This window comes from Nocardioides sp. (assembly GCF_964228225.1).
GTDB lineage: Bacteria > Actinomycetota > Actinomycetes > Propionibacteriales > Nocardioidaceae > Nocardioides.
Genome location: NZ_CAXQZB010000048.1, coordinates 1 through 26,070, shown reverse-complemented (window position 1 = coordinate 26,070; position 26,070 = coordinate 1). Strand labels below are relative to the sequence as shown.

General features: G+C 72.8%; 25 protein-coding genes. 5 read left to right on the top strand and 20 right to left on the bottom strand.

The annotated features are described in order from the left end of the window. Positions 1–287: 287 nt before the first annotated feature. Both ACERUJ_RS11625 and ACERUJ_RS11620 read left to right on the top strand, forming a co-directional pair. A complete protein-coding gene (locus ACERUJ_RS11625) occupies positions 288–602 on the top strand; it encodes a GIY-YIG nuclease family protein (RefSeq protein ID WP_370248694.1) in 315 nt (104 codons plus the stop codon). Between the two features lie 38 nt (positions 603–640). Then, the gene (locus ACERUJ_RS11620; RefSeq protein WP_370248693.1) at positions 641–1,402 is read left to right on the top strand and encodes a YoaK family protein; all 762 of its coding nucleotides are present in this window, start codon (positions 641–643) and stop codon (positions 1,400–1,402) included. Here the strand turns inward: ACERUJ_RS11620 and ACERUJ_RS11615 are convergent. The 17 genes from ACERUJ_RS11615 to ACERUJ_RS11535 form a co-directional block, all read right to left on the bottom strand. Continuing rightward, a complete protein-coding gene (locus tag ACERUJ_RS11615) occupies positions 1,395–2,249 on the bottom strand; it encodes an ABC transporter permease (protein ID WP_370248692.1) in 855 nt (284 codons plus the stop codon). The two genes, ACERUJ_RS11620 and ACERUJ_RS11615, sit on opposite strands and share 8 nt — an antisense overlap. Continuing rightward, complete coding sequence (locus tag ACERUJ_RS11610) at positions 2,246–3,079, bottom strand: ABC transporter permease (RefSeq protein WP_370248691.1); 834 nt, start codon at positions 3,077–3,079, stop codon at positions 2,246–2,248. The genes ACERUJ_RS11615 and ACERUJ_RS11610 overlap by 4 nt, the downstream gene beginning before the upstream one ends. Then, positions 3,079–3,939 carry an ABC transporter ATP-binding protein gene (locus tag ACERUJ_RS11605; protein ID WP_370248690.1) on the bottom strand — a complete coding sequence of 287 codons (861 nt, stop codon included), beginning with the start codon at positions 3,937–3,939 and terminating at the stop codon, positions 3,079–3,081. Before ACERUJ_RS11605 ends, ACERUJ_RS11610 begins: the two co-directional genes overlap by 1 nt. A 21-nt stretch (positions 3,940–3,960) precedes the next feature. Further along, positions 3,961–5,085 carry an ABC transporter substrate-binding protein gene (locus ACERUJ_RS11600; protein ID WP_370248689.1) on the bottom strand — a complete coding sequence of 375 codons (1,125 nt, stop codon included), beginning with the start codon at positions 5,083–5,085 and terminating at the stop codon, positions 3,961–3,963. Between the two features lie 185 nt (positions 5,086–5,270). Continuing rightward, a complete protein-coding gene (locus ACERUJ_RS11595) occupies positions 5,271–5,630 on the bottom strand; it encodes a DUF6054 family protein (RefSeq protein WP_370248688.1) in 360 nt (119 codons plus the stop codon). Between the two features lie 26 nt (positions 5,631–5,656). After that, positions 5,657–8,407 (bottom strand): molybdopterin-dependent oxidoreductase, encoded by a 2,751-nt coding sequence (locus ACERUJ_RS11590; RefSeq protein WP_370248687.1) that lies wholly within the window; start codon positions 8,405–8,407, stop codon positions 5,657–5,659. Then, positions 8,404–9,228 carry a xanthine dehydrogenase family protein subunit M gene (locus ACERUJ_RS11585; protein WP_370248686.1) on the bottom strand — a complete coding sequence of 275 codons (825 nt, stop codon included), beginning with the start codon at positions 9,226–9,228 and terminating at the stop codon, positions 8,404–8,406. Before ACERUJ_RS11585 ends, ACERUJ_RS11590 begins: the two co-directional genes overlap by 4 nt. Continuing rightward, positions 9,228–10,109 (bottom strand): MurR/RpiR family transcriptional regulator, encoded by an 882-nt coding sequence (locus ACERUJ_RS11580; RefSeq protein WP_370248685.1) that lies wholly within the window; start codon positions 10,107–10,109, stop codon positions 9,228–9,230. The genes ACERUJ_RS11585 and ACERUJ_RS11580 overlap by 1 nt, the downstream gene beginning before the upstream one ends. Continuing rightward, complete coding sequence (locus ACERUJ_RS11575; protein ID WP_370248684.1) at positions 10,106–11,362, bottom strand: allantoate amidohydrolase; 1,257 nt, start codon at positions 11,360–11,362, stop codon at positions 10,106–10,108. Before ACERUJ_RS11575 ends, ACERUJ_RS11580 begins: the two co-directional genes overlap by 4 nt. Further along, on the bottom strand, positions 11,359–12,624 hold the full coding sequence (locus tag ACERUJ_RS11570; RefSeq protein WP_370248683.1) for an alanine--glyoxylate aminotransferase family protein: 1,266 nt from the start codon (positions 12,622–12,624) through the stop codon (positions 11,359–11,361). Before ACERUJ_RS11570 ends, ACERUJ_RS11575 begins: the two co-directional genes overlap by 4 nt. Beyond that, positions 12,621–14,048: an allantoinase AllB gene (gene allB, locus ACERUJ_RS11565; protein WP_370248682.1), complete on the bottom strand. Its 1,428-nt coding sequence runs from the start codon at positions 14,046–14,048 to the stop codon at positions 12,621–12,623. Before allB ends, ACERUJ_RS11570 begins: the two co-directional genes overlap by 4 nt. Before the next feature lie 25 nt (positions 14,049–14,073). After that, positions 14,074–14,997 carry a factor-independent urate hydroxylase gene (gene pucL, locus ACERUJ_RS11560; RefSeq protein WP_370248681.1) on the bottom strand — a complete coding sequence of 308 codons (924 nt, stop codon included), beginning with the start codon at positions 14,995–14,997 and terminating at the stop codon, positions 14,074–14,076. Between the two features lie 8 nt (positions 14,998–15,005). Then, positions 15,006–15,356 (bottom strand): hydroxyisourate hydrolase, encoded by a 351-nt coding sequence (uraH, locus tag ACERUJ_RS11555; RefSeq protein WP_370248680.1) that lies wholly within the window; start codon positions 15,354–15,356, stop codon positions 15,006–15,008. Further along, positions 15,353–15,916 (bottom strand): 2-oxo-4-hydroxy-4-carboxy-5-ureidoimidazoline decarboxylase, encoded by a 564-nt coding sequence (gene uraD / locus ACERUJ_RS11550; RefSeq protein WP_370248679.1) that lies wholly within the window; start codon positions 15,914–15,916, stop codon positions 15,353–15,355. Before uraD ends, uraH begins: the two co-directional genes overlap by 4 nt. Before the next feature lie 352 nt (positions 15,917–16,268). Beyond that, positions 16,269–17,837 (bottom strand): AtzH-like domain-containing protein, encoded by a 1,569-nt coding sequence (locus ACERUJ_RS11545; protein WP_370248678.1) that lies wholly within the window; start codon positions 17,835–17,837, stop codon positions 16,269–16,271. Next, positions 17,834–18,919: an acetamidase/formamidase family protein gene (locus ACERUJ_RS11540; protein WP_370248677.1), complete on the bottom strand. Its 1,086-nt coding sequence runs from the start codon at positions 18,917–18,919 to the stop codon at positions 17,834–17,836. Before ACERUJ_RS11540 ends, ACERUJ_RS11545 begins: the two co-directional genes overlap by 4 nt. A 47-nt stretch (positions 18,920–18,966) precedes the next feature. Next, positions 18,967–20,604 (bottom strand): sulfatase, encoded by a 1,638-nt coding sequence (locus tag ACERUJ_RS11535; RefSeq protein WP_370248676.1) that lies wholly within the window; start codon positions 20,602–20,604, stop codon positions 18,967–18,969. Between the two features lie 76 nt (positions 20,605–20,680). Here ACERUJ_RS11535 and ychF point away from each other — a divergent pair, with 76 nt between their 5' ends. Then, positions 20,681–21,754, top strand: a complete 1,074-nt coding sequence (gene ychF, locus ACERUJ_RS11530) for a redox-regulated ATPase YchF (protein WP_370248675.1) — start codon at positions 20,681–20,683, stop codon at positions 21,752–21,754. A gap of 241 nt (positions 21,755–21,995) precedes the next feature. Here the strand turns inward: ychF and ACERUJ_RS11525 are convergent, their stop codons facing one another. Further along, positions 21,996–22,625, bottom strand: coding sequence for a tetratricopeptide repeat protein (locus ACERUJ_RS11525; RefSeq protein ID WP_370248674.1), 630 nt, complete (start codon positions 22,623–22,625; stop codon positions 21,996–21,998). Continuing rightward, positions 22,622–23,122 carry a DUF4265 domain-containing protein gene (locus tag ACERUJ_RS11520; protein ID WP_370248673.1) on the bottom strand — a complete coding sequence of 167 codons (501 nt, stop codon included), beginning with the start codon at positions 23,120–23,122 and terminating at the stop codon, positions 22,622–22,624. The genes ACERUJ_RS11525 and ACERUJ_RS11520 overlap by 4 nt, the downstream gene beginning before the upstream one ends. Before the next feature lie 420 nt (positions 23,123–23,542). Here ACERUJ_RS11520 and ACERUJ_RS11515 point away from each other — a divergent pair, with 420 nt between their 5' ends. Beyond that, positions 23,543–24,208, top strand: coding sequence for a recombinase family protein (locus ACERUJ_RS11515; protein ID WP_370248695.1), 666 nt, complete (start codon positions 23,543–23,545; stop codon positions 24,206–24,208). A gap of 8 nt (positions 24,209–24,216) precedes the next feature. Here the strand turns inward: ACERUJ_RS11515 and ACERUJ_RS11510 are convergent, their stop codons facing one another. Beyond that, entirely contained in the window at positions 24,217–24,702 is a 486-nt protein-coding gene (locus tag ACERUJ_RS11510; RefSeq protein WP_370248672.1) for a hypothetical protein, read from the bottom strand. Positions 24,703–24,793: 91 nt separating this feature from the next. Here ACERUJ_RS11510 and ACERUJ_RS11505 point away from each other — a divergent pair. Continuing rightward, positions 24,794–26,043 (top strand): IS3 family transposase gene (locus ACERUJ_RS11505; RefSeq protein ID WP_370248671.1). Its coding sequence is split into 2 segments (ribosomal slippage): positions 24,794–25,067 and positions 25,067–26,043, totalling 1,251 coding nucleotides; the frame shifts between segments, so codons are not numbered across the junction. Positions 26,044–26,070 lie beyond the last annotated feature (27 nt).

The window sequence follows — 26,070 nt, the reverse complement described above, 5'->3', positions numbered from 1 at the left end:
TCTCGTCGGTCCTACGTTCGTCGAGGAGGCGCCCGGGCGCCGTCTCGAGACGTGGTGGGTCGGGTGCGGGCGTCTCGTGACGCTCGCTGGCGCTCGCTCCTCGACGACCGTTGGTCCTACGTTCGTCGAGGAGGCGCCCTGGCGCCGTCACGAGACGCGGTGAGGTGAGCGTCGGCTTCGGGCGGCGCGGGTTTCTGGGCGACCCCGTCACCCGCTGTCGGTCTCGGCCATCCCCAGACCGTGGTGACGGTGGTTTCCTGCCGTCGCCGGCGGTCGAGGCTCCAGGAATGGCGTTCACCTACATCCTCGAATGCGCTGACGGCAGCTTCAATGTCGGCAGCACCATCGATCTCGCCCGGCGTCTCGAGCAGCATGATGCCGGGCGTGGGGCGGCCTACACCCGCCGGCGGGGTCGTCGGCCGGTGCAGCTGGTGTGGGCGCACGAGTTCGCCAGCATCGAGCAGGCGTTCGGCTTCGAGAAGCAGATCCAGGGCTGGGGGCGAGCCAAGCGGAGCGCTCTGATCGAGGGGCGGATCGGCGATCTCGCTGGGCTGGCCCGCCGGGGCCGCAGCGGCCGCGGGTCGTCCGGCAGTGCGGGATAGCGTCGGCGCCACCGCGCAGCCGCGGGATGATGGCGCCCGTGAGCGCCCCCGCACCGTCCCTCTCCCCGTCCGCCTCGCTCAGCTCCCGGTTCCGGGCCGTGCCCGCGGGCCGGATGCACCTGTGGCTGATGCTGGTGCTCACCTTCACGACCGGCATCGTCGACGCCGTCGGCTACCTCGGCCTGGACCGGGTGTTCACGGGCAACATGACCGGCAACGTCGTGATCCTCGGGATGGCGCTCACAGGCGCGGACGACCTGCCGATCCTCGGCCCGGTGCTGGCGCTGGTGGGCTTCATGGCCGGAGCGGCGCTGGGTGGCCGGGTACTGCGCCGGGCGACTCCGGGGTGGAGCCGGATCACGACGGTGCTGTTCGGGCTCGTCGCGGTGGTCTCGCTCGCGCTCACGGCCGTGCTGCTCGCCGACGAGACGCCGGTCGAGCCGGTGGCCCTCACCGTCACCGCGCTGCTCGGCGCGGCGATGGGGCTGCAGGCGGCGGTGGCGCGGTTCCTGGCGGTCAAGGACGTGACGACGGTCGTGGTCACCTCCACGATCACGGGCCTCGCGGCCGACTCGCGCCTGGGCAGCGGCAAGGCCCACGCCGACGGCGGGGGGTCCGGACGCCGGTTCACCGCCGTCGTGGCGATCCTCGCCGGCGCGGCGGTCGGCGCCGCCCTGCTGCAGTGGCACCTCGGGGCCGGGCTGGGGCTGGCGGCCGCCCTGATCGCCGTCACGACCCTGGTGGGTGCGCTCCACGCGCGCGCCGTCCGCCCGGGTCGAACTGCCCCTGGCGCTAGCTGAGCGCCTTCTCCATGCCGTAGCGCACCAGCAGCGCCCGCTCGACGATCTGGGCCAGCACGTAGAGCAGGATCGAGGCGAGCGTGGTGACCACCAGCAGGCTCCACACGAGGTCGTAGAGGTAGAGCGCCAGCGCCTGGTTGACGGCCTTCCCGACCGAGTCGGTGGTGGTGTAGAACTCCGCGATCAGCGCGCCGGTGATCGCCCCGGGCACCGAGATCCGGATGGCGGCGAAGATCGCGGGCAGCGCCGAGGGGTAGGCCACGCGGCGGAGCACGTCCCAGGTGCCGCCGCCGTAGACGGCGATGACGTCCTGCATCTGCGCCGACACCGAGCGCAGGCCGAAGGAGATCGTGATCAGGGCGGGGAACAGCACCACGATGCCGCTCATCACCGCCACGGTGGCGAAGCCGTTGCCGAAGATCAGGGTGATCACCGGCGCCAGCGCCACCAGCGGCACGGTGCGCACGACCATCGCCACGGGCATCGTGGCGGCCTCGACGCCGCGGGAGAGGTAGGTCGCGGTCGCGATCCCGATCGCGGTGAGCAGGCCGGCCGCGAAGCCGATGCCGGCGTCGATCAGGGTCTGCCCCAGCGGCGGGAGCACCGCCGACCAGACGGCGGCGTCCTCGCCGTCGACGGTCTTGATCGGGGCGTTGCGGCGCAGCAGGTCGAGGATCTCGCCGGGACCGCGCACGGTGAAGTCGGGGGCGTCGGTGAGGGCGAGCAGCAGCGCCCAGCCGCCGAGCAGGGCCACCAGGACGACGGCGAGGTTCAGCAGGGGCAGCAGCAGCGCCCCGGCCCGTCGCAGGGCGGGAGTGGTGCGGCCGGCGGGGGTCAGGGTGGTCATCGGGAGCCTCCGCCCGCCCAGGGGGCGACCAGCCGGCCGACCAGGCCGATGGCGGCGTAGGCGAGGCCGGAGACGAGCGCGCAGGCCAGACCGACCGACCAGGCCAGCTCGGTCTCGCGGTTGTTCATCGCCAGGTACAGCGACGGCCCGACGCCGACCTCCAGGCGCCGGTCGAACCACTCCCCGAGCAGGGCGCCGAGGAACGCGGCCGGGGCCGCGACCTGCAGGGTGGTGAACAGCGCCGGGAGGGCGCTGACCAGCCGCACCCGCACGAACTGCTGCCACCGCCCACCGCCGTACACCGTGACGACGTCGAGGCTGGCGCGGTCGGCGGAGCGGAACCCCAGCACCGCGCCGACGACGGTGGTGAACACCACCGACAGCCCCGCCAGCACGGTGGCGGTGGGGGAGGAGGTGTCGGCGGTCTCGAGCAGGATGATCATCAGCGGCGCGAGCACGACGATCGGCAGGCAGTAGGTCACCACCGCGACCTGCATGATCACCGGCTCCAGGAACGGGATCAGCAGCACCAGCACCGCCATCCCGAGGGCGATCGCGACGCCGTAGACGTAGCCCGTGGCGGCCTCGCCGAGGGTGACGGAGAAGATCTCGCGGTAGTACCCGAAGCCGCGCTCCTGCGCCTTGGCGACGATCTCGCCGGGCGTCGGGATCTGGTAGCGGTCCAGCACCGTGGCCGCCAGCAGCCACCAGCCGGCGACCAGCGCGCCGAGCGAGACCGCGCCGGTCAGGATCGTGCGGCGCTGTTCCGGCGTGGGCCGGGGCACCCGGCTCACGCGCGCCGGGGCGGTCGCCGCAGACGTGGCGGCCATCAGGACCCGTCCTCCACCGCGGCCCCGCCGGCGCCGAAGAGCAGCTCCGAGGCCCGGTCGTGCAGGGCGTGGAACTCGGGGGTGCGCATCATCTCCGGGGTGCGCGGGCGCGGCAGGTCGACGTCGATGACCTCCTTGACCCGGCCGGGCCGCGGGCTCATGACCGCGACCTTGTCGGAGAGGAAGATCGCCTCGGAGATGCCGTGGGTGACCATCAGCGTGGTCGCCGGCTTCTCGGTCCAGATGCGCAGCAGCTCGAGGTTGAGCCGCTGACGCGTCATGTCGTCCAGCGCGCCGAAGGGCTCGTCGAGCAGCAGCACGCTCGGCTTGACCACCAGCGCGCGGGCGATCGACACGCGCTGGCGCATGCCGCCGGACAGCTGGCCCGGCTTGGCCTTCTCGAAGCCCTGGAGGCCGACCAGCTCGATCAGCTCGGCCACCAGGGCGTCGTCCGGCTTCTCACCCGAGACCTGGAAGGGGAGCCGGATGTTGGACTCCACGCTGCGCCAGGGGAGCAGCGCGGAGTCCTGGAACGCGATCCCCAGCTGGTGGTCGCGTCGCAGCTCGCGGGGGGTCTTGCCGTCCACGAGCGCCGTGCCCGAGGTCGGCTCCTCCAGGCCCGCGAGGATCCGCAGGATCGTGGACTTGCCGCAGCCCGAGGGACCGAGCAGGGAGAGGAAGCTGCCCTTGTCGGTGAACAGGGTGGTGTCGGCGAGCGCCTCGACCCGGCGTCGTCCGACGCTGAAGGTCTTGGACAGGTGCTCGATCCGCACCCCGGTGCCGGTGCTGTCCGGAGCAGTGCTGTCCGGACCGGTGCTGTCCGGAGCAGCGCTGTCCTGAGCCGGGACCTGCTCGCTCATCTGCTCGGTCATCGGGGTGGGTCAGCCCTTGAGGTCGGGGTTGTCGGCGATCACCTTGTCGATGAAGGAGGTGTCGAACAGGTCCTCGGCGGCGATGTCGATCCCGGCGGCCGACAGCGAGGCCAGGTTGGCCTCGATCGCCTCGGGGCTGATGGTGAAGATGCCGTTGGCGGCGGTCTCGTCGCTGTTGACCAGCAGCTCGCACTGCTGGCGGGCCTGCTCGACCTCCTTGGCCAGCTCCAGCGGCGGGTCGATGTCGGCGCCGTAGGTGTTCACCGCGAGCTCCGCACCCTTGGTGTAGCCCTCCTCGCCGTCGCAGGCCTCGAGCCAGCCCTGCACCTCGGCCTTGAGGAACGCCTCGACCTTCTCGGGCTCGTTCTCGATGATCTCGTCGGTGGTGATCACGGTCTCGGCCACGAACGGCAGGCCGTTGTCGGCGAAGGGCAGGTCGACGGTGTCGAACCCGTGGCCCTTGACCAGCAGCGACTCGTTGGTGATGTAGGCCACCAGGCCGTCGATCTGGCCGTCCTCGAGCGGGGCGACGTCGAAGGAGTTCGGCACGATCTCCAGGCAGGACTCGTCGATGTCGTTGGCGGCGAGCAGGGCCTTGAAGAGGCTGAGGTTCGGGTCCTGGACGCCGATCTTCTTGCCGCACATGTCCTGCGGGGTGGTGATGTTGCCGCCGTCGGCCAGCGACAGGATCGTGAAGGGGTTCTTCTGGTAGGTCGCGCCGACGATCTTCAGCGGGAAGCCGGAGTTGACGATCGCCGCGGCGGTCGAGACGGCGTTGGACAGACCGAAGTCGGCGTCGCCGCTGGCCACGACCTGCTCCTGGGCCACCGGGCCGCTGAGGAACTCGACGTCGCCGAAGCCGGCGTCGGTGTAGTAGCCCTCGCTGTCGGCGATGAACTCGCCGGCGAACTCGGCGTTCTTGATCCAGGAGAACTGCACCTTGATGTCGCCGAGGTCGCCCGCGGCGGCGGCGCCTCCGTCGCCGTCGGTGGCCGACTCGTCGTCCGACCCGCCGCAGGCGGTCAGCGCGAGCGCGCCGGCGGTGAGCAGCGCGGCGAGCCGGACGCCGGTCCGACGTGCGGGGGTCGAGCCGGCGGGGAGGCCGGTGCGAGAGCCGATGGGACGCAGGGACATGGGTACTCCTCGTAGGACGTCGTGGGGTCCGAGACGTCCCGAACGCTAGGGACGATGCATTGCGGCGCGAGGCTACCGCCGTAACGGGGCTGTTAAGACGAGCGTTTCATCCCCCGAGGTCGGGCTGAAACGATCGCCGCAGGCGTGCTCGGTCCTCCGTGGCGTTCGACGGGGGTCGGGGGTGCTCAGCGGGAGCGGCGCTGCCACTCCTCCACGGCCTCGACCGCCTTGCCGAGGAAGGCCTCCTCGCCGAAGGTGTTGATCTTGAACAGCACCGCCTGGCTGCCGCCGCTGCTGGTGAGGTCCACCACCATCCGGCCGTCCAGGCCCAGCACGCTCAGGTGCAGGCTCACGCGGTTGCCGCCGGTCATGGAGAAGCGCTCGTAGGTGACGACGTGCATCCGGGCCTCGGAGGTGCCGTTGTCGAGCCGGTAGGTCATGCCGTGCTCGCGCGAGATCGAGGAGGAGGTGTTCATCACCCGCTCGTCGACGAAGCGCAGGAACTCCTCGTCGTCGCCGGTGAGGTCGTAGTTCGCCTGGGCCATCCGGCGATCCTAGGTCCCCGGGGAGGTCACCGGTCGGCCTCGCGCGCCAGCCGCCACAGTCGGTCGCGGCTCATCGGCAGGGCGTGGGGTCGCACACCGAGGGCGTCGCGCACGGCGTTGGCCACCGCGGGCGCCACCGGGTTGTACGGCGCCTCGCTCATCGACTTGGCCCCGAACGGGCCGAGCGGGTCGACGGTGTCGGCCAGCAGCACCTCGGTGAGGGGGACGTCGGCCAGTTGCGGCACGCGGTAGTCGCGCAGCGAGCGGGTGGTCACCACGCCGTCGCGCACCAGGACCTCCTCGGTGAGCGCGGAGCCGTAGGCCTGGGCCACGCCGCCCTCGATCTGCCCGCGCAGCTGTTCGGGGTTGAGCGCGGTGCCGGCGTCGGCGGCGTGCACCGAGCGCAGGATCCGCAGCTCCCCGGTGGCCGGGCGCACCGCGACCCGCACCCCGTGCACGTTGTAGGCCACCGCCCGCGGCGAGCCGTGGTGCTCCCCGTGCCCGACCAGCGGGACCTCCTGGGCAGGACGCTCCCCGGCCTCCCAGCGGGCGCGGAGGTCGCGCGCGGCGGCGAGCACGGCTCCGCCGGCCACCACCGAGCCGGTGGAGCCGTAGGCGCCGGTGTCGTAGCCCGCGGCGTCGGTGTCGGCGCCGTGCAGGTCGACGTGCAGCGCGCCGAGGCCCGGCAGGTCGGCGAGCACGGAGACCACGAGCTGGCGATGCACGGTGGCGGTGCCGTTGCCGAACTCCGCCGAGCCGACGCCGATCCGCGCCCGGTGTCCGTCGGCGGTGCGGTGCAGGGTCACGGTCGCGGTGGCGTGGTGGCCGCGCGGGGGGATGGTGGCGATCATCGCGGCGGCCAGGCCGGTGCCGATCCGCCAGCCCCCGGCCCCGTCGTCAGCCTCCGGATCGGCCGCCTCCGGCACGGCGGGCTCGCCGGGTCGCGGCGGGGCCGCGAGCGCGGTCTCCACCAGGTCCAGGCAGCGGGGCAGACCGTCGTTCTCGGGGGTGAGCACGAGGTCGGTGTCGGCCGGCCCGTTGACGACGAACTCCCCGCCCGGCCGCACGGCGTTGCGGCGCCGGATCTCGGCCCCCGGGATCCCGACGGCGCGGGCGAGGTCGTCCAGGGCCGACTCGATGCCGAACATCACCTGGCCCAGGCCGTAGCCGCGGAACGCCCCCGACGGGACCTGGTGGGTGTACACGGCCTCGCCGTCCACCCGCTTGTTCGGGCAGTGGTACATCGCCACCGACTCGTGCACGCCGTGGAAGAGCACCCCGGCGGCGTGGTTGCCGTAGGCGCCGGTGTCGGAGAGCACGTCGACCCGCATCGCGGTGAGCACGCCGGCGGCGTCCGCGCCGAGCTCGACCTCCACCCGCATCGGGTGGCGGCCGGGCACGAGGGTGAACTGCTGCTCGCGGGTGAGCTCCAGCTGCACCGGCGCCGGGGTGCCGCGGGCGGCGAGGGCGAGCACGGCGAGCACCACGACGTCCTCGACCAGCATCTCCTGCTTGCCGCCGAAGCCGCCGCCCACGCGCGCGGCGCGCACCCGGACGCGGGTCGGGTCCAGGCCGAAGACGTGGGCCAGCTCGTCGCGCACGAGGAACGGCACCTGGGTGGAGGTCCGCACGACCAGGCGGCCGTCGGGGTCGAGCCAGGCGCGCGCGCCGTGGGTCTCCAGCGCGGCCTGGTTCACCCGCGACGTCGTCCACGTGCCGGCCACGCGGTGGGCGGCTCGTGCCAGCCCGGCGGCGACGTCGCCGACCTCGCCGTGGGTGGCCGCCACGACGTTGCGGCCCGGCTCGGCGATCCGGGACGTGGTCGCGTCCTTGTCGCCGTGCACCAGCGGCGCGCCGGGTGCGCGGGCGGCCTCGGGGTCGAGCACCGCGGGCAGCACCTCGTAGTCCACCGCGACCAGGCGTGCGGCGGCCTGGGCCTGCGCGACCGTGTCGGCCACCACCATCGCCACCCGCTGGCCGTGGAAGCGCACGACGTCGTCGAGCACGCGGGTGTCGTCGGGGTCGTCGAGGCGGCTGTCGTGGCGGGCGGTGGAGAACAGCGTCGCGGGCGCGTCGTGGTGGGTCAGCACGAGGTGCACCCCGGGCGCCGCCAGCGCGGCCCGCGTGTCGATGCCGCGGACCCGCGCGTGGGCGTGGGGACTGGTCACCAGCGCCGCGTGCAGCGTGTCGGCGTCGGGCAGGTCGAGGGTGTAGGACTCGCGGCCGGTCACGATCGCGGGTCCGGCGGGCGCGGCGCACGAGGTGCCGACCCCGCCCCGGGGCCTGTCGGGACCGGACACCACGTTGGTGCGTCCGGCGAGGGCGTCGCGGATCGCGCGGTAGCCGGTGCAGCGGCACAGGTTGCCCTTCCACGCCACGGGATCGACGGCGGGATCGGGGGAGTCAGGAGCGTCGGCGGCGAGCGCGGCGGCGGTGACGACCATCCCGGGGGTGCAGAAGCCGCACTGGAACCCCTGGGCGGCGAGGAAGCGCCGCTGCACCGGGGGCAGGTGCGTCCCGTCTCCCCCCGCCCCCTCCAGCCCCTCCGGGTGCGCGAGGCCTGCGACGGTGGTCACCTCGGCGTCGGCGGCGTGGGCCCGGGCGGCGGGGTAGAGGCAGGAGTGGCGCGGGGCGCCGTCGACCAGCACCCCGCAGGCGCCGCAGTCGCCGGTGTCGCAGCCCTTCTTCACCTCCGGGTGGCCGGTCTCGCGCAGGTAGGTGCGCAGGCACTGCCCGGGGCGCGGGGTCCGGTCGGTCGCGACGCCGTTGATCCTCATGCCGTCCTCCCGGGGCCGTCGAGCCGGTCCAGGTCGCGCAGCACCTCGTCCACCAGGCGCGCGCTCATCGCTGCGCGCCAGTCGGGGGCGCCGTGGGGGTCGTCGTACCAGCCGCCGGCCCCGGCCACCTGCTCGGCGAGCTCCGCGGGGGAACCACCGGTCAGCACGACGGGGCGCGTCACGGCGGCGGTGAGGACGAGCCGGGGTGTGCCGTCGGCGAGCGTGCCGACGACGACGGCGGCCGAGCGGCCGTGGTCGGTGAGCGCGATGCGGCGCAGCGACGCCGGGGCGCGCATCGCCGCCCCGGACACCTCTACGGCCCGCAGCACCTCTCCGGGCCGCAGCGCGGTGCGCTGCACGCCGACCACGAGCTCGCCCACGGGCAGGCGGCGCTCCCCGCCCCCGGGGGTCCACACCACCGCCTCGGCGCCGAGCCCCGCGAGCACCGAGGTCATGGCCCCGGCCGGGAGGCCCAGGCACACGTTGCCCCCGACGGTGGCCACCTGCTGCACCTTGAAGGACATCAGCAGCGCCGCGGCGGCGTCGCGGAAGAGGGTGGGGGCGCCGGTGGGTCCGGGGTGCGCGGCCAGGGTCGCGATCGGGCAGGTGGCGCCCACGCGGAGGCCGCCGTCGGGCAGCGGCTCGAGGTCGGGCCAGCCGAGGCCGGTGAGGTCCACCAGGGTCCGCACGCCCACGTGGGGGTCGGAGAACACCCAGGTGCCGCCGGCCACGAGCACCGTCGAGGGGGCCGCGTCCGGCGGGAGCCGCAGGTCCTCGCGCCGGCGCGCGAGGCGGTAGTCGGTCACGGTGGCCAGGTCCATCAGCGCTCGACCTCCCCGAGGCGGTCGTAGGTGCGGCTGATCGCGCCGATCCGCTGCTGGGCGGCCGGACCGTGGCGCTCGAGCACGCCGTCGGCGAGCACCGCCACCAGGCTCATCGCCGCGGCGTAGGAGTCGAAGGCCAGCCGGGTGGTGACGGGGCACTCCAGCCACACGTCCACCGCGGCGGCGTGCGGCGCGGCGGTGGCGTCGGCCAGCAGGACGGTGGCCGCGCCGGTGTCGACGCACGCGCCCAGGACCTCGCCGAACCAGCCGGGACGCCGCCGGAAGCCCACCGCCACGATCGCGTCGCCCGGCCCGAGCTCGGCCAGCTCCTCCCCGATCACCTGGCCCGGCAGCGGCGCGAGCCGGACGCCGTCGCGCACCTGGGCCAGCTGCTGGCGCAGGTGCAGCGCCACGGGGTGGGAGTTGCGCCACCCCAGCACGGTCACCCGCCGGGCCTCGGCGAGCAGCCCCACCGCGCGCCCGACCTGCGGGTGCTCGACGGCGCGGCGCACGGCCTCGGCGTCGGCGCGAGCGTGGGCGGCGACGTCGCCGGTCTCGCGGTCGTCGGTGCGCCCGGGCTCCCCGGCGCTGCGGGCCGCGTGCAGCCCGCGCAGGTGATCGCGGACCTCGTCGAAGTCGGCGAAGCCGAGGCTGCGGAACAACCGCGACATCGTCGCCTTCGACACCCCGGCCAGGGCGGCGAGCTCGCTGGCGCGGTAGGTCGCGAGGTCGTCGAGGTGCTCCAGCAGGGTGGCCGCGGCGCGGCGCTCCTGCGGGGACAGGTCGGGGCGCCGGGCGGCGATGCGCTCGTCGATGCGGCCGGTGACGACCGGTCGGCCGGGCTGGGGAGCGGGCGGGGGAGCGGGCTGCAGCGTCATCGCGCCACCCCCGCGGCGGCCAGCACGGCCACCTCGAAGGCGTCGAGGCCGGCGGCGACGTCGTCGGCGCGCACCTGCTCGTCGGGATGGTGGCTGATGCCGTCGAAGCAGCGCAGGAAGAGCATCCCGACGTCGGTGACCTCGGCCATGACCATCGCGTCGTGGCCGGCGCGGCTCCACAGCGAGAGCGGGTCGGTGTTGCCGGTGGCGGCGATGCCGTGCACGACGGCGTCCACCAGGTGCGGCGCGCACGTGACGGCGCGAGCCTGGTGCATCTCCACGACGTCGAAGCGCAGCCCCCGGGAGGCGCACTGGCGCTCGATGGCGAGCAGCATCTCCTCCCAGGCGGCGTCGCGGGCGGCGTCGGTGGGGGCGCGCAGGTCGAGGCTGAGGTCGGCGCGGCCCGGGATGACGTTCACCGCGCCGGGCGCGACCACGATCCGGCCCACCGTGGCCAGGCAGTCGTGGGCGCGGGCGATCCGCTCGATCGCCAGGATCGCCTCGCTGGCGCCCACGAGCGCGTCGCGGCGGCGCGGGTACGGCGTGCCGCCGGCGTGGCGGGCCTCGCCGACGATGGTGAGGCGGAACCGGCGGGCGCCGGCGATGGAGTCGACCACCCCGAGGGCGTCGTCGCGGGCCTCCAGGTAGGGGCCCTGCTCGATGTGGGCCTCGAGGTAGCCCACCAGGTCGGTGCGGTCGCGCGCCGCCTCGCCGACCCGGCGCGGGTCGAGGCCGAACTCGCGGAAGGCCTCCAGCAGGGAGGTGCCGGCCCGGTCGCGCAGGTCCCACCAGTCGCTGTCCCAGACCCCGGCGGCCGCGCTGGAGCCGAGCAGGGCCTTGCCGAAGCGGGCGCCCTCCTCGTCGCTGAAGCCCACCACCTCCAGCGCCACGGGGAGCGGTGCGAGCTCGCCGGCCTCGATGCGACGCCCGATCCGCATCGCGACCGCGATGGCCATCGTGACCCCGAGCATCCCGTCGAAGGAGCCGGCGTCGGGCACGGTGTCGAGGTGGGAGCCCAGCACCAGCGCGGGCAGCCCGGGGGTCGCGCCCTCCCGGCGTCCCCACACGTTGCCGGCGGCGTCCTGCCACGACCGCAGCCCGGCCTCCTCCAGCCAGACGGCGGTGGTGGCGTTGGCGCTGGCGTGCTCGGGGGTGAGGTAGAGCCGCTCCAGCGCGTCGGGGCGCGCGGAGTAGCGGTCCAGCTCCGCGCAGCGCTCCAGCACCCCGTCCGCGGTGGTGGGATCGGCGCTCATCCGGCGTACACCTCGCGGGCGGCCCCGACGCCGCCGCCGGCGACCACGGGCGCGCCGGCGGTGCGCAGCGCCTGCTCCAGGCAGGCCAGGGTGGTGAGCACGGTGTCGCGGCGGGCGTTGTAGCCCATCGTGCCGATCCGCCAGACCCGGCCGTGCAGCGGACCGAAGCTGGTGCCGATCTCGATGCCGTACTCGTGCAGCATCGCGGCGCGGACGTCGTCGCCGGCCACGCCGTCGGGGATGTGCACCGCCACGACGTTGGTCATCTTGTGGGTCAGGTCGCCGTAGGGGCGCAGCCCCAGGCCCTGCACCCCGGCGAGCATCGCCTCGCCGTGCAGCCGGTGGCGCTCGATCGCGACGTCGAGACCCTCCTCCAGCAGCACCCGGGCGCACTCGCGGGCGGCCCAGAGCATGCTGGTGGCCTCGGTGTGGTGGTTGAGCCGGCGCGGACCCCAGTACTCCATGATCTGGGCGAGGTCGAGGTAGTTGGAGGCGATGCGCGCGGCCGGCGGCGCGGGGTCGCCGTCGTGGTCGGGGTCGCGCAGGCCGGCCTCCACGTGCCGGCGTGCGGCGATCACCTCCGCCGCCCGGGGGGAGATCGTGATCGGCGCGCTGCCCGAGGGGCCGCCCAGGCACTTCTGCAGCCCGGCCGTGACGACGTCGAGGCCCCAGGCGTCGGTGGGCAGCGGGTTGCCGCCCAGCGAGGCGGTGGCGTCGCAGTAGAGCAGGGCGTCGTGGCGGCGGCAGATCTCGCCGAGGTCGGCCAGCGGCTGGCACATCGTGGTGGAGGTGTCGCCCTGCACGGTGGCCACGACCTTCGGGCGCACCCGCCGCACCGCGGCCTCCACGGCCTCGGGTGCCACGACCTCGCCCCAGGGCGCGGCGACCGTGTGCACCTCGGCGCGGCAGCGCTCGGCGATCTCGGTGAGCAGGTGCCCGAACCGGCCGAAGCTCAGCACGAGCACCCGGTCGCCGGGCTCGAGCAGCGAGACCAGGGCCGCCTCGATGCCGGCCCGCGAGGTGCCGTCCACCAGGAACGTCTGCTCGTTCGCGGTGTCGAACACGCCGCGGTACAGCGCCATCGTCTCGGTCATGTACGCCGTCATCGCGGGGTCGTACTGGCCCACCAGCGGGGCCGCCATCGCCCGCAGCACCCGCGGGTCGGCGTCGATCGGTCCGGGTCCCATGAGCAGGCGGGGCGGGGGGTTGATCTGGGGAGGGGGGTTGATCTGGGGCGGGACGGGTGTGCCGGGTGTGGTCATGCGGTCTCCTCCGGACGGACGAGCGGTCGGGCGGGCAGACGGGTGGGTGGTCGGGTCAGCTGCCGGCCCCAGGCGTGGTCGGGACGGTCGACGTCGACGCCGTTGCCGCGCACGATCGAGCGGGTGACCCGTCCGCCGTAGCGCAGGCCGTCGTAGGCCGAGATGGGGTGGCGGTGGGCGAGCCGGGTGGCCTCGATGCGGAACTCCACCCCCGTGTCGTAGACGGCGAGGTCGGCGTCGGCCCCCACCTCGAGGCGGCCCTTGTGCGGGAGCCCGACGAGGTCGGCCGTGCCGCGCGACATCCAGCGGCTCACCTGCGCCAGCCCGATGTTGCGGCGCCGCGCCTCGAACGCGACCGCGCTGAAGCCCACCTGCAGCCCCGACACCCCGCCCCAGGCCTGCTGCAGGTCGCCGTCGCCGCGCAGCTTCTGCTCGGCGTCGGCGGGGGAGTGGTCGCTGACGATCACGTCGATCACGCCCGCCCGCAGCGCCTGCCACAGCTCCTCCCGGTTGCCGGCGTCGCGGATCGGCGGACAGCACTTGAACTGCGGCGAGGCGTCGGGGATCGACTCGGCGGCGAAGCAGAGGTAATGGGGGCAGGTCTCCACCGTGACCGGCAGCCCCTCCGCGCGGGCGTCGGCGATCAGGTCCAGGGCCCGGGCCGAGGACAGGTGCAGGATGTGCACGGCCGCGCCGGTGCGACGGGCGCCCTCGATCACCTGCGCGATCGCGGCGGTCTCGGCGGTGTCGGGGCGGGAGAGCAGGAAGTCGGCGTAGGCGCGCGACGGCGGGGCGGGGGCGCTCTCGAGCACCCGGGCGTCCTCGGCGTGCACGATCATCCGGCCCCCGAAGCGGGCGATCTCGGCCAGGGCGGCGTCGAACTCGGCCGGCGCCAGCGGCGGGAACTCCTCCACCCCCGAGGGCGCGAGGAAGCACTTGAACCCGAACACCCCGGCGTCCCACAGCGGCTCGAGGTCGGCGAGGTTGCCCGGCACCGCCCCGCCCCAGAACCCGACGTCGACCATCAGCTTCCCGGCCGCGGCCGCCTGCTTGACCCGCAGGTGCTCCACCGTGGTGGTGGGCGGCACGGAGTTGAGCGGCATGTCGATCAACGTCGTCGCCCCGCCCAGCGCGGCGGCCTCGGTGGCGGAGACGAACCCCTCCCAGTGGGTGCGCCCCGGCTCGTTGATGTGCACGTGGGTGTCGACCACGCCGGGGAGCACGTAGGCGGTGTCGGGCACCCGCAGCACCAGGCCCTCGACCGCGTCGAGCACCGCGTCGGTGTCCGGGGAGCCGTCGCGGGTGTCGGCGGGGTCGGGGAGCACCTCGACCGCCTCGATGCGTCCCGCGCGCAGGCGCAGCACGGCGGGCACGAACCGCCCGTCGATCAGCACCCGTCGTCCGGCGACGGCGTCGATCCTCACGCCGTCCTCCTCCCCGTGGCCGCGCTCACACGAAGCCCGGCACGCCGGCCCAGGCGCGCGGCTCGGTGGGGGCGCCCTCCCGCTCGACCGTGGCCTGGATCAGGCCGTAGGGCCGGTCGGCGGCGTAGTAGACGGCGTTCGGGTTCTCCTGGCCGAAGGGCGCGAGGTCCACCAGGAAGTGGTGCTTGTTCGGGCAGGAGAGCCGCACCTCGGCCACCATCGGGTAGGCCTCCAGCACCGCGCGGCCCATCGCGAAGATGGTCTGCTGCAGCGCCAGGGAGTGCAGGTCGGCGAAGGTCGCGAGCATGAGGTCGCGGATCCCGGTGTAGAGCGCGTCGTAGTCCAGCCCGAGCTCGGTGTAGCGCCAGCGGGCGGTGACGCTGGTGGCCAGGATCCGGTCGTCGGTCTCGACCAGGGTGGTGTAGCGGTCGCGGGGGAAGCCGTGGAACTCCGACCCGGTGGACTTCAGCACCACGCAGTCGGTGAGGCCGGCCACCACGAAGGCCTCGGCGCCGTCGACCTGCACCACCGCGGTGCGGGTCTCCGCGCCGGTGCGCACGAACGCGTGGTCGTGGGGACCGTCCGGCGTCGCGATCCGGTCCCAGGCGTACTGCTCGGCCTCGAACCGGCCGCCCTCCACCCACGCGAAGCCGTCCACGAAATGCCGGCCCAGCCGCAGCAGGAAGTCCTCGGGGGCGCCGACGCCGAACTCCCCGGCGAAGGCGTACACGGTGTTCTTCTGGGTGTCGGTGGCCACCACCCGGCTGTTGTCGCCGTGCAGGTGGCAGTCGGTGAAGTCGCCGCGCAGCTGGGTGGTGACGTTGAGGTCGGTGATCCGGTGGGGTGCTCCCGCGCGGTCCTCCCCGGTGGCGGGGCGGTCGACCCGCACGAGGCGGCACTCCGCCTTCCCGTACTGGTTCGCGCCGAGCACGATGTCGCCGTGGGCCATGGGGTGCCTCAGCTTCCGCGGTAGGTGGTGTAGGCGAAGGGGCTCAGCAGCAGCGCCACGTGGTGGTGGGGGCGCGCCGGCTCGATGTCCGGCTCGGTCCCCAGCTGGACGACCAGCTCGACGGCGGGGAACAGCGTCGGCCGGTCGGCGGCCGCGAACCACGGCCCGGTGGCGAACACCAGCCGGTAGGTGCCGGGACCCGGCAGGGTGTCGTCGGGGAACCGCACGCGGCCGTCGTCGTCGGTGACGGCGTGCGCCAGCGCCTCCTCCCCGGCTGCGGCCAGCACGGCGACCTCGATCCCGACGGCGGGGCGGCCCTGGGCGGCGTCGAGCACGTGGGTGGACAGGGTGGGTCTCATGCGGGGTCCTGCTTCTCGGGGTCGTGGCTGTCGGGGTCGGGGCTGCTGAGATCGGGGCTGTCGGGGTGGGGGATCAGGTCGGCGAGGCGCAGCAGGGCGATCTCGGCCAGCTGGCCGCGCACCACCTCGGCCTCGGTGGCCGGGTCGTGGGTGAGCCGCTGGTCGAGCAGGGCGAGCAGCTCCTCGGTGGTGCGGCCCTTCGCGCGCACGAGGTAGATCCGCCCGAACCGCTCCTCGTAGGCGGCGTTGCCGGCCCGCAGCCGGGCGAGGGCGTCGGCGTCGGCCTCGCTCACGCCGGCCTGCTCGCGGCGGCTCATCGCGGCCGAGGCCCCGGTGCCGGTGGGCCGCTCGCCGATGCGCGGGTGGTCGGCCAGGGCGGCGTCGACGTCGGCGGCGCTCCAGGTCGCGGCGCCCGCGGCGGCGGCGTCGAGCAGGGCCGTCGTGGAGCCGTAGGGGCGACCCGCCACGAGCCGGTCCGCCCAGCCGGGCACCGCCGCGCAGCTCAGCAGCAGCGCTCGGGCCTCGGCGTCGGGCAGGGCGTCGAACGCGGTGATGCCCATGCCGTCCACCCCTGTCTCGGATGGGCCGCGGCGCGGCCCGGACCTGAAACTAGGGACCGGTCGTTTCGGGCAGCCGAAACCGCTGTTTCAACCCCGTAACGCGACGGCCGCACCCGTCTCGCCGCGTCTCGTGACGGCGCTGGGGCGCCTCCTCGACGACCGTGGGTGGTGGCGGTGGGTGGTGGCGGTGGGTGGTGGCGGTGGGTGGTGGCGGTGGGTGGTGGCGGTGAGTGGTGGCGGTGGGGTGGTGGCGGTGGGTGCTGACGGTGGTCGAGGAGCGAGCGCCAGCGAGCGTCACGAGACCCCTGCACCGACACGCACGGCGTGGGGGAACGCGGGTGAGGTGGGGGCCTCAGAGGGCGGCGGCGAGGCGCAGCAGCAGCCGGTCGCGGCCGGCGCCGGCCACGAGGCACACCCCGGCGGGCAGGCCGCCGGAGGCGGGGGCGGTGGTGGTGGGGATGCTCAGCGCGGGGAGGCCGCCGATGCCCGCCAGGCAGGTGAGGCGCAGCGTCGCCACCCGGGCCGCGTGAAGGCGGTCGGCGAGGGCGGCGTCGTGGCGCAGGAGCGGGGCGGTGGTGGCGGCCGAGGGCAGTACGAGCACGCGGTCCGCGACCAGGTCGCGGATGCGGGTGCGCGCGTCGTCCAGCACGGCACGGGCGGCCTCGGCCTGCGCGGGCGTCACCCGGGCGGCGGCCTCGAAGCGGCTGCGCACGTCGGCGCCCAGGGCGTCGAGGCCGATCCCGTGCTCGGGGTCGGCGAGCGCCGGACCCCACTGCTGCCAGGCCTCGAACCCCTGCCAGGTCGTGAAGGCCTCGCGCCAGTCCTCGAGGTCGGCCAGGGGCCAGGTCTCGCGGCGCACGCGCCCGAGGGACTCTCCAGGACCGGCGAGCCACCGGTCGCACGCGCCGGCCACGTCGGCGTCGGCCAGACGCAGCAGCTCGGGCACGACGACGAACTCCACCTCCGGCTCACCTTCGGAGCCGTGCTCCTCCGGCGGCAGCAGCACCTCGCCGACGCGCGCGAGGAGGGCGGCGTCGCGGGTGAGCCACCCGACGGTGTCGAAGCTCGGTGCCAGGGCGAGCAGGCCGCCCCGGCTGACGGCGTCGTGGGTCGTGCGCAGCCCGAACAGGCCCTGGTAGGCGGCCGGCACGCGGATCGAGCCGCCGGTGTCGGTGCCCAGACCGATGCTGGCGTGGCCCAGCGACACCGCCGAGGCCGATCCCGAGCTCGAGCCGCCGCTGATCCGCTGCGGCGCCCGCGGGTTCGGCGGGGTGCCGGTGTGGGCGTTGGTGCCGGCCAGGCTGTAGGCGAACTCGTCGGTGCGGGCGATGCCGCGCACGTCGGCACCGGCGGCCAGCAGCGCTGCGACGACGTCGGCGTGCGCGGTGGCCGGCGCGGCCTGTGCCTCCCAGGCGGGGTTGCCGGCGCCGACGACGTGTCCGGCGACGCCGAAGAGGTCCTTCACCGCCACGCTCTCCCCGTGCAGCGGCCCGGTGGCGGCACCCCGCACCAGCGGGTCGCCGAGCACCCGCCAGATCCGGGTGTCGAGCGCGGGCGCCGGCACCGAGACGTGGGCGGCAGTGACCCGCCAGCCCTCGGGCAGCCGGGCCCACAGCTGGGTCTGCAGCCCCCGGCCGCCGCGGGCGAGCTCGGTGACGGCGACGACGAGCGCGTGGTCGGCGTCGATGGTCTGCACGTGGGTCTGCACGAGTCGCCGCTGTGGGGCGCCGCCGCGGCCGCTGCGGAACGCGGCGATCGCGTCGTGGCCCACCAGCAGCCCGGCCGCGTCGCCGCGCAGGGTGGTCGGGCCCGGTGCGAAGAGCTCGTCGAGCACCGCCACGTCGTCGACCATGAGCGCCCGCTCGTAGGTGTGGAACGCCTCGACCAGGCCGTCGGGCACCGGCAGCTGCGGGCCGCTCACGGCCGCACCGCCAGCGGGTCGGGGAGGTGGGCGAAGTCGGCCTTGCGGATGCGCGCGTGCACGCCCTTGACGACGTCGACCACCTGGGAGATGTCGAAGTCGGTGGCGGCGGAGAGGTAGGCGTAGGCGTGGCGCGGGTCCATCCCGTAGCGCGCCTGCAGCAGCGCGATGGCGTGGCGCACGCAGTTGCTCATCGCCACGTCGAGGTCCTCGTCCAGGCCGGTCGGCACGAGGTATTCCGAGGTCTCGGCCAGCGGTCCCGCGGTCTCGCCGAAGCGCCGCACCGCATCCTCCCGGGCGACGACGTCCAGGCGCACCGTGGCGCGCAGCGAGGCCTCCATCGCGGTGAGGGCCACCTCGCCGTCGCCCTGGGCGAAGTGGGGGTCGCCGACGTAGACCAGTGCGTCGTCGGCCTGCACCGGGAGGTACAGGGTCGCGCCCGGGGTGAGCAGGCGGATGTCGAGGTTGCCGCCGTGGGCGCCGGGCGGCACCGAGTGGGGGCGCTGGTCGCCGGCCACGGCCACCCCGATGATCCCGAGGAACGGGGCGAGCGGGAAGCGCGGACCGCTGCTCGCGCCGGGGGCCAGCGCGATCTCGCCGTGGGCGCCGTCGTCGGTGACGCGCGCGAAGGCGGAGAACACGGCGCCCTGCTGCGGGAACTCCCCGGGCAGGGCGCCGCGGCCGTGGCGGTTGCTCACCACGCCGTAGGGCACCCGGGGGGTCGTGGCGAGGATCGTGACCGCGAGGAGGTCGCCGCGGCGGGCGCCGGTGACGGCGATGGGACGGCTCACCACGTGGGGGCCGTCCTCGCCGACGGTGCGCGGGTGGTCGGAGGCCGCCAGGGCGACGGCGTCGGCCAGCACCGGCACGTCGTAGGGGGCGAAGAACGCGCGCGGGTCGCGGCCCTGGTCCTCGAGCAGCCCCTCGTGGCTGAGGGTGTCGATCGTGACCTCGGCGCCGGGGTCGACCCGCAGCACCGGGGCGTCGGCGGCGCACGGCAGCCGGCCCCAGAGCACCTCGTCGAGCCCGCTGGGCAGGTAGTGCCCGCGGACCGGTCCCTCACCGAGCTCCAGCACGTCCATGCGCCGGAGCCTAGGGGGCGCGTGTTGCGTGCGTGTGGCGCGTGGGGTCAGGGGGTGACCGGATCCGGTGCCGGATCCGTCGGGGTGTCGGTCGGGACGTCGGGGCCGGGGAGGGGCTCGGGCAGCGGCGGGTAGGAGCGACTGCACTGCGCCAGCCCGGCGCAGGTCACGAGGTCGGCGGTGCGCTGGCGCAGCTCGGCCAGGATCTCGGCGTAGCGCGGGTCGTCGGCGAGGTTGACCGTCTCGGAGGGATCGACCTGCTGGTCGTAGAGCTCCTCCAGCTTCTCGCTGAAGAACCGGGCGTAGGTGTAGCGATCGGTCGTGACACCGCGCCACCACCAGCCGAAGGGCAGGTCGATCGGGGTCTGCGGGCCGGCCTGGATCAGCACGGTGTCCCGCAGCGGGGCGTCGTCCACCAGGGTGGGCAGCAGGGACGTGCCGTCGACGCGGATCATCGGCGTCGCGCCGGCGAGGTCGGCGATCGTGGGGGCGAGGTCGATCATCAGCGCGCGCTGGGAGCGCACCTCGCCGGCGGGCAGGCCGGGGCCGCGCACGAACAGCGGCACCCGCAGCGACTGGCGGTAGGGCACGTTCTTGGTGATCAGGTGGTGCTCGCCCACCAGGAAGCCGTTGTCGGAGGTGAACAGGATGTAGGTGTTGTCCAGCTCGCCCTTGCGGCGCAGCAGCGCGATGAGGTTCGCCACGCCCTGGTCGACCGCCTGCAACGACCGGATGCGGGAGCGGAAGACCTCGTTGACCTTCGCGCGGCTGGGCCGCAGCTTCTTGTTCACCAGCGAGTTCTGGTCGCTGGTGTCGGGGTCGAGGTAGCCCGGGTCGCGCAGCGAGGGGGAGTCGACGTTGGTGAACAGGTCCTTGAACCGCGTGGGCGGCAGCGCCTTGGCGGTGGAGGGGATGTTCTTGATCTTGTCGAGCCGGCCGTGCGGCGCCACGTGGGAGGCCCAGATGAAGAACGGCTGGGAGCTGGGGGCCCAGTCGTCCACCAGGCCCAGCAGGCGCCGGTTGATGTAGTCGACGTTGTTGAGCTTGCCGTAGTACTTCGGGTCGCCGTTCTGGAACATCTGGTAGCCGACGTAGCTGTACGGGTTGACCATCGTGGCGTCCCAGTAGTCCCAGCCGGGCTGGGGCTTGCCCTTGGTGCCGTAGCCGTTGAGGTACTTGCCGGTGAAGGCGGTGCGGTAGCCGGCGCGGTGCATCCACACCGGCAGCGTCGTCTTGGTGTCCAGGGCCACGAAGTTGAACGGCGCCTGGTTCGACTTCACGCCGTTGTTCTGGGCGTACTGCCCCGTGAGGATCGCCGCGCGGGCGGGGCAGCACAGCGGGTGCGGCGAGAGCGCGCGGGTGAACGAGACGCCGTTGCGGGCCAGGGCGTCGATCGTCTTCGGCATCCACTGCATGTCCGAGACGGCCTCGTCGTCGGTCGTGATGAGGATGATGTTGGGCTTGGAGCCGCGCAGCCGGGCGACGGCGTCGCTGGCGGCGGGGGCGGCGCCCACGCGCGGGTCGAACGCCGGAGCGGGGGCCGGGGTCTCCCCCGCGGAGGCGCCGGCCGAGGTGGCGCCGGCCGAGGTGGCGCCGGGCGCGGCCAGCGCGAGGGTGGCGGCGAGGGCGACCGCCAGCAGGCTGGTCACGCCGACGAGCGGACGACGGGCACGCGCGGCGGACATGCGGGCCATTCTGCGGGCGTCCGGGGCGACCCGCCGAATCCGGGTCCGGTGCCGCTCGCACCTAGAGTGGCCTCCCGTGGCTCTCACCATCGGCATCGTCGGACTCCCCAACGCGGGCAAGTCGACGCTCTTCAACGCCCTGACCAAGAACGACGTGCTCGCGGCGAACTACCCGTTCGCCACCATCGAGCCCAACGTCGGCGTCGTCGGCGTGCCCGACCCGCGGCTGGCGACGCTGGCCGGGATCTTCGGTTCCGAGAAGGTGCTGCCCGCCACCGTGGAGTTCGTCGACATCGCCGGCATCGTGCGCGGCGCCTCGCAGGGGGAGGGGCTGGGCAACAAGTTCCTGGCCCACATCCGCGAGTCGGCCGCGATCTGCCAGGTGACCCGGGTGTTCCGCGACGAGGACGTCACCCACGTGGACGGCGAGGTCAACCCCGCCAACGACATCTCCACCATCCAGACCGAGCTGATCCTCGCCGACCTCGAGACGGTCGAGAAGGCGGTCGTGCGGCTGGAGAAGGAGGCCCGCAAGGTCAAGGAGCTCGCCGCCAACCTCGAGGCCGCGCAGGCCGCGAAGGAGGCGCTGGAGTCGGGCACCCCGATCATCGCCACCGACATCGACCGCTCCCTGCTGCGCGAGCTCTCCCTTCTCACCGCCAAGCCGTTCCTCTACGTCTTCAACTGCGACGCCGACGAGCTGGCCGACGAGGACCTCAAGGCGAGGATGCGCGACCTCGTCGCGCCCGCCGAGGCGATCTTCCTCGACGCCAAGTTCGAGTCCGAGCTGGTCGAGCTCGACGACGAGGAGGCCGCGGAGTTCCTCGCCGAGGCCGGCGTCACCGAGCCCGGTCTGGAGGTGCTCGCCCGGGTCGGCTTCGACACCCTCGGCCTGCAGACCTACCTCACCGCCGGCCCCAAGGAATCCCGCGCCTGGACCGTCCGCAAGGGCGCCACCGCCCCCGAGGCCGCCGGCGTCATCCACACCGACTTCCAGAAGGGCTTCATCAAGGCTGAGATCGTCTCCTTCGACGACCTCGTCGCCGCCGGCTCCATGGTCAAGGCCCGCGAGGCCGGCAAGGTCCGCATGGAGGGCAAGGACTACGTCATGGCCGATGGCGACGTCGTGGAGTTCCGCTTCAACGTCTGAGCAGGGTGGGCCCTGTCCGCTGTTGAGGGGGAACTCCGGATGGATGTTGTGGGGTCAGCCTACTTCGGGGCTCCGACAGTGCATGTCTGTCACACGTTCGCGTGGCGGTGCCTCACTCGTGCTCTCTTATCGCCAACTCTGGGTGGACTTTCCGGCGCGCTCAATCTGAAAAACGCGGCCAGACGCTTGATACGTGTTCGGCAGTCGGCATCGCGAATCTGGATAGTGCGCACATGAGGAGCTACTTCGCTAGCTTGCGCAGTCGACGCAGGGTCTTGGCGTCGGCGTCGACCACACCGACGTCCTTGTGTCGTGGGAAGACCGGACCACGGGACGCCAAGTCCAGCGCCGTTCTCGCCGCGCGCTGCACGGTCTCCTTCTCGCCTGTCGCCTGAGCGATGTCGATGAGGACGAGGTGCCAGCGAAAGAGCACGTTGGGGAACTGAGACGTGCCGCGTTCGAGGAACGAGTTCAGGAGCCTGAGAGCCTCGTCGGTGTCGGCCCGTCGCCCTTTCGCCATCTCCAACTCCGCCAGGGCAATTTCGATTGTCGCGGTCGTTCCGTTCAGTGTCGGGTGCTCGCTGAGGAGTCGCCGGTAGTAGTGCGTCGCTCGCTCAGGCTCGGTGTCGCGGTAGGAGTCTCCGAGGTGTTCGAGCGTGCCCGCCTTCTCGAAGTCGTGGCCGAGGTCTTGGTCAAGGATGCGCTCCCACAAGTCGCGGGCCGGTTGGACCAGCCCCGCCTCCTTGAGCGCCAGTCCCTTAATGCGGATGTACTGAGCATGGTTCCAGTCACGGGACCGCTTGAGCCGCGCCTCGAAGTCCGCCTGAGCCGTCGGTGACCAGTCAGGGGAGCGGAACCAGTCGTCTGTCACTTCGTCTGACCTGCCTCATACTGCAACTCGCCGCGCTGCTCGCGTCCGTGCAAGTAGTCGGCCACGGCTTGCGCATGCTCGGATGGAGCCGCGATTGCGATGAATCGCGGACTCCGGACGTCGAACCAACATGACCGCGGCTCAAGGTCGCGCATGAGCTGCAGCCAGCGGTCGTCGCCGCCGTCGAACACGACCCTGAATGTGAGCATCCCGGACCGTCGCGTCGGTTCGACCGCAACTAGGGGCCCTTCGGCAGAGGCAACCGTGCTCACCTCGTCGCCGAGTGCGAGGTCGTAGACGAAGTAGGGCACGCTCTGCACGGTCACCTTTCCGTCGTCTCCAGTGGTGGCGAGCAGCCCTTCCCAGGATGCGTCGTCGCCGTCAGTGTCAAAGGCGACCCAGACGGTGCAGTCGGCTCGCTCCGCTTCCTGCAGCACGACGAACTGACCAGCACGCCATGTCGTGACCTTGCTCGGATGCTCTTGGTAGTCGGCCACGGTGCACATCCTCCAGCACCGTCGCGCTGACAGACTGAGCCCATGCCGGTCGTGGTGGAACTCGTGTCTTCATCTGGCGTTGCGCGCCGTCAACTCAGTGACCCCAACGGAGGCACTTTCGACGCCGCTGGGGACTTCGACCGGTTCCTCGACGATGGGCTGGGGTCCGTCAGAGACATGTCCTTGCCGACACTTCGCCGCTTCGACCCCATTGGCGTCAGCGAACTCCAAGCCGAAGACATGCCTGCGCTGCTGGTTGACGTCAACGTGTGCCTGCGGGTGGCCCGAGCGGGGCCAGAGCGTCGCGGACTCCTCCGGCTAGCGGTGCTCGCTGAGGCCTGTGCGCAAGAGACCGGCTCCTGCTTAGTCTGTACGGGTGATTGAATACATAAAACGACCATTTAGTGTAATCTGGTGGGCATGAAGCGTCGCTCTGGCAAGGTCATCGGCTACCTGCGTGTGTCCACTGACGAGCAGGCAGTTTCCGGTCTCGGGCTGGGTGACCAGCGGAGCGTCATCGCCGCCGAGGCGGCTCGTCGCGACTGGGTCGATGTCGAGTTCCTGTCCGACGAGGGCTACTCAGCCACGAACCTCTCTCGGCCTGCCATCGCTACTGCGCTCGACATGCTGGGGAAGGGCCAGGCGTCTGTGCTGGTCGTCTCCAAGCTTGACCGGCTGTCTCGCTCGCTGCTCGACTTCGCCACGCTGATGGACCGTGCGCGGCGGGAGGGCTGGGAACTCGTCGTTCTTGACCTCGCCATCGACACGACCGTCCCCAGCGGGCAGTTGATGGCCAACGTCATGGCCGCGTTCGCTGAGTACGAGCGTCAACTCATTGGTGCCCGCACTAGTGCCGCTCTCCAGCAGTTGAAGGCCCAGGGCAAGCGGCTCGGTCGTCCACGCACGCTCCCTGCTGAGGTCACGTCTCGCATCGTCGCTGCACGGGGTGAGGGGCAGGCCCTTGCTGCTATCGCGGATGGCCTGAACCGCGACGGAGTCGCGACCGCGCGCGGTGGCGCACGGTGGTACCCGTCAACCGTTAGGGCCGTACTGAAGTCGGCGGCGCTCGACAAGGCGGCGGCGTAGGCCGCTGCTCAAAGGCTGGTGGCTAGTCGAGTGACCGTCCGTTGCGCGAGTTCTTCGACCTCGGCAAAGGTGAGTGGCCCAATGTCTGCGATGTCGTACTGGTCATCCAGCTCGACAATCGGTCGCAGTGCCTGCGGTCCTTCGTGGCCGATGACCTGATGCGCCCAACGCGCTACTTCGCGGAGTTCGACCTCACCTCTGAGTGCGCGGCGGCACATCGCTGCGGCAGCCTGCACCTCTCGGCCCTCTCCCGGGGCCGTGGTCGGCAAGTTCAGCTCTGATGTCACGTCGTCGACCAGTGCGTCCAGTGCCCACAAGTTGTCGGTGCTGGACGCTCCGGCCAGTTGACGCAGTGCGGGAGAATCCCAGCCAGCAACGAGAGCATCTGTCGCTTCGTCGGCCAACAGCCCCGTCATGCGTGTTGGCTGGAGTCGGTAGAGATTGATGGCGTCGACCAGGCGCGCAAGCGCCTGCTCGACCCCGTTCCCGTTCATGGCCCGAGGTTAGGCGACTTCGGCCACGCGGCGCTCAATGAACCGTCACGGGTTTGATGCCGCTTCCTTGTGAGTCAAGGAGGATGAGCACATGCCCAAGAAGGTGGACCCGGCCCTGAAGGATCGGGCGCTTCGGATGGTCGCTGAGCACCGAGCCGACTACGGCTCGACCACGGCGGTCGCCAAGGCCGTCGCCGACCAGCTCGGGGTCGGAAAAGAGACCGTTCGTCGGTGGGTCGTGCAGGCCGATATCGATGCCGGTGATCGACCTGGTGTGACGTCGGAGGAGAGCGCTGAGATCCGTCGTTTGAAAGCGGAGAACCGTCGGCTGCGTGAGGACAACGAGATCCTGCGGAAGGCCTCGATTTTCTTTGCCGGGGAGCTCGACCCCCGCAACCGCTGATCATGTCCTTCATCGAGGACATGCGCAGCCAGGGCCACGCCGTCGAGTCGACCTGCAGGGTGCTCACCGCACACGGCTGCAGCGTCGCGGCGCGGACCTACCGAGCCTGGCGGCAGGCCAACCGAGCGGTGGCTTCTCGCACCGTTTCCGACGCGATGGTCATCGATGCGCTGCTGGCCGTCCGTGGCACCCCTGAGGGGCTCTATGGCCGGCGGAAGATGATCGCGCATCTGCGCCGGCAGGGCCTTGAGGTGGCCCACTGCACCGTCGACCGGTTGATGCGCGACCTAGGCATGAACGGGGTGCGCCGCGGCAAGAAGGTCCGCACCACCATCCCCAGCCGGGACGGGAACCGGGCCGGCGACCTGCTGGACCGCAACTTCACCGCCGATGCGCCCAACACCAGGTGGGTCGCTGACTTCACCTACGTCCGGACCTGGGCCGGGTTCGTCTACGTCGCCTTCGTCGTGGACTGCTACGCCCAGCGCATCGTGGGCTGGCACGCGGCCACCACCAAGGTCACCGACCTGGTCCTGACGCCGGTGCGGATCGCGATGTGGGACCGCGACCGGCACGGCCACCCCGTCGAGCCCGGCACCCTGGTCTGCCACAGCGACGCGGGCAGTCAGTACACCTCGCTGCGCTACACCGAACACCTCGCGCTCGAGGGCATCGCCCCCTCGATCGGCACCGTGGGCGATGCCTACGACAACGGCCTCATGGAGTCGATCATCGGCCTATACAAGACCGAGGCCATCGCCACCGACGTCTTCCACCAAGGCCCGCTGAAGACCCTCGTCGACGTCGAGTACGCCACCGCCGGCTGGGTCGACTGGTGGAACCACCGACGCCTGCACTCCAGCATCGGCCAGATCCCACCCGCCGAGCACGAGCACGACTACTACGCTGCCCTCAACCGAGAGCCGCACCCCGTATAGAAGCGGCAGAGAACCCGTGACGGTTCA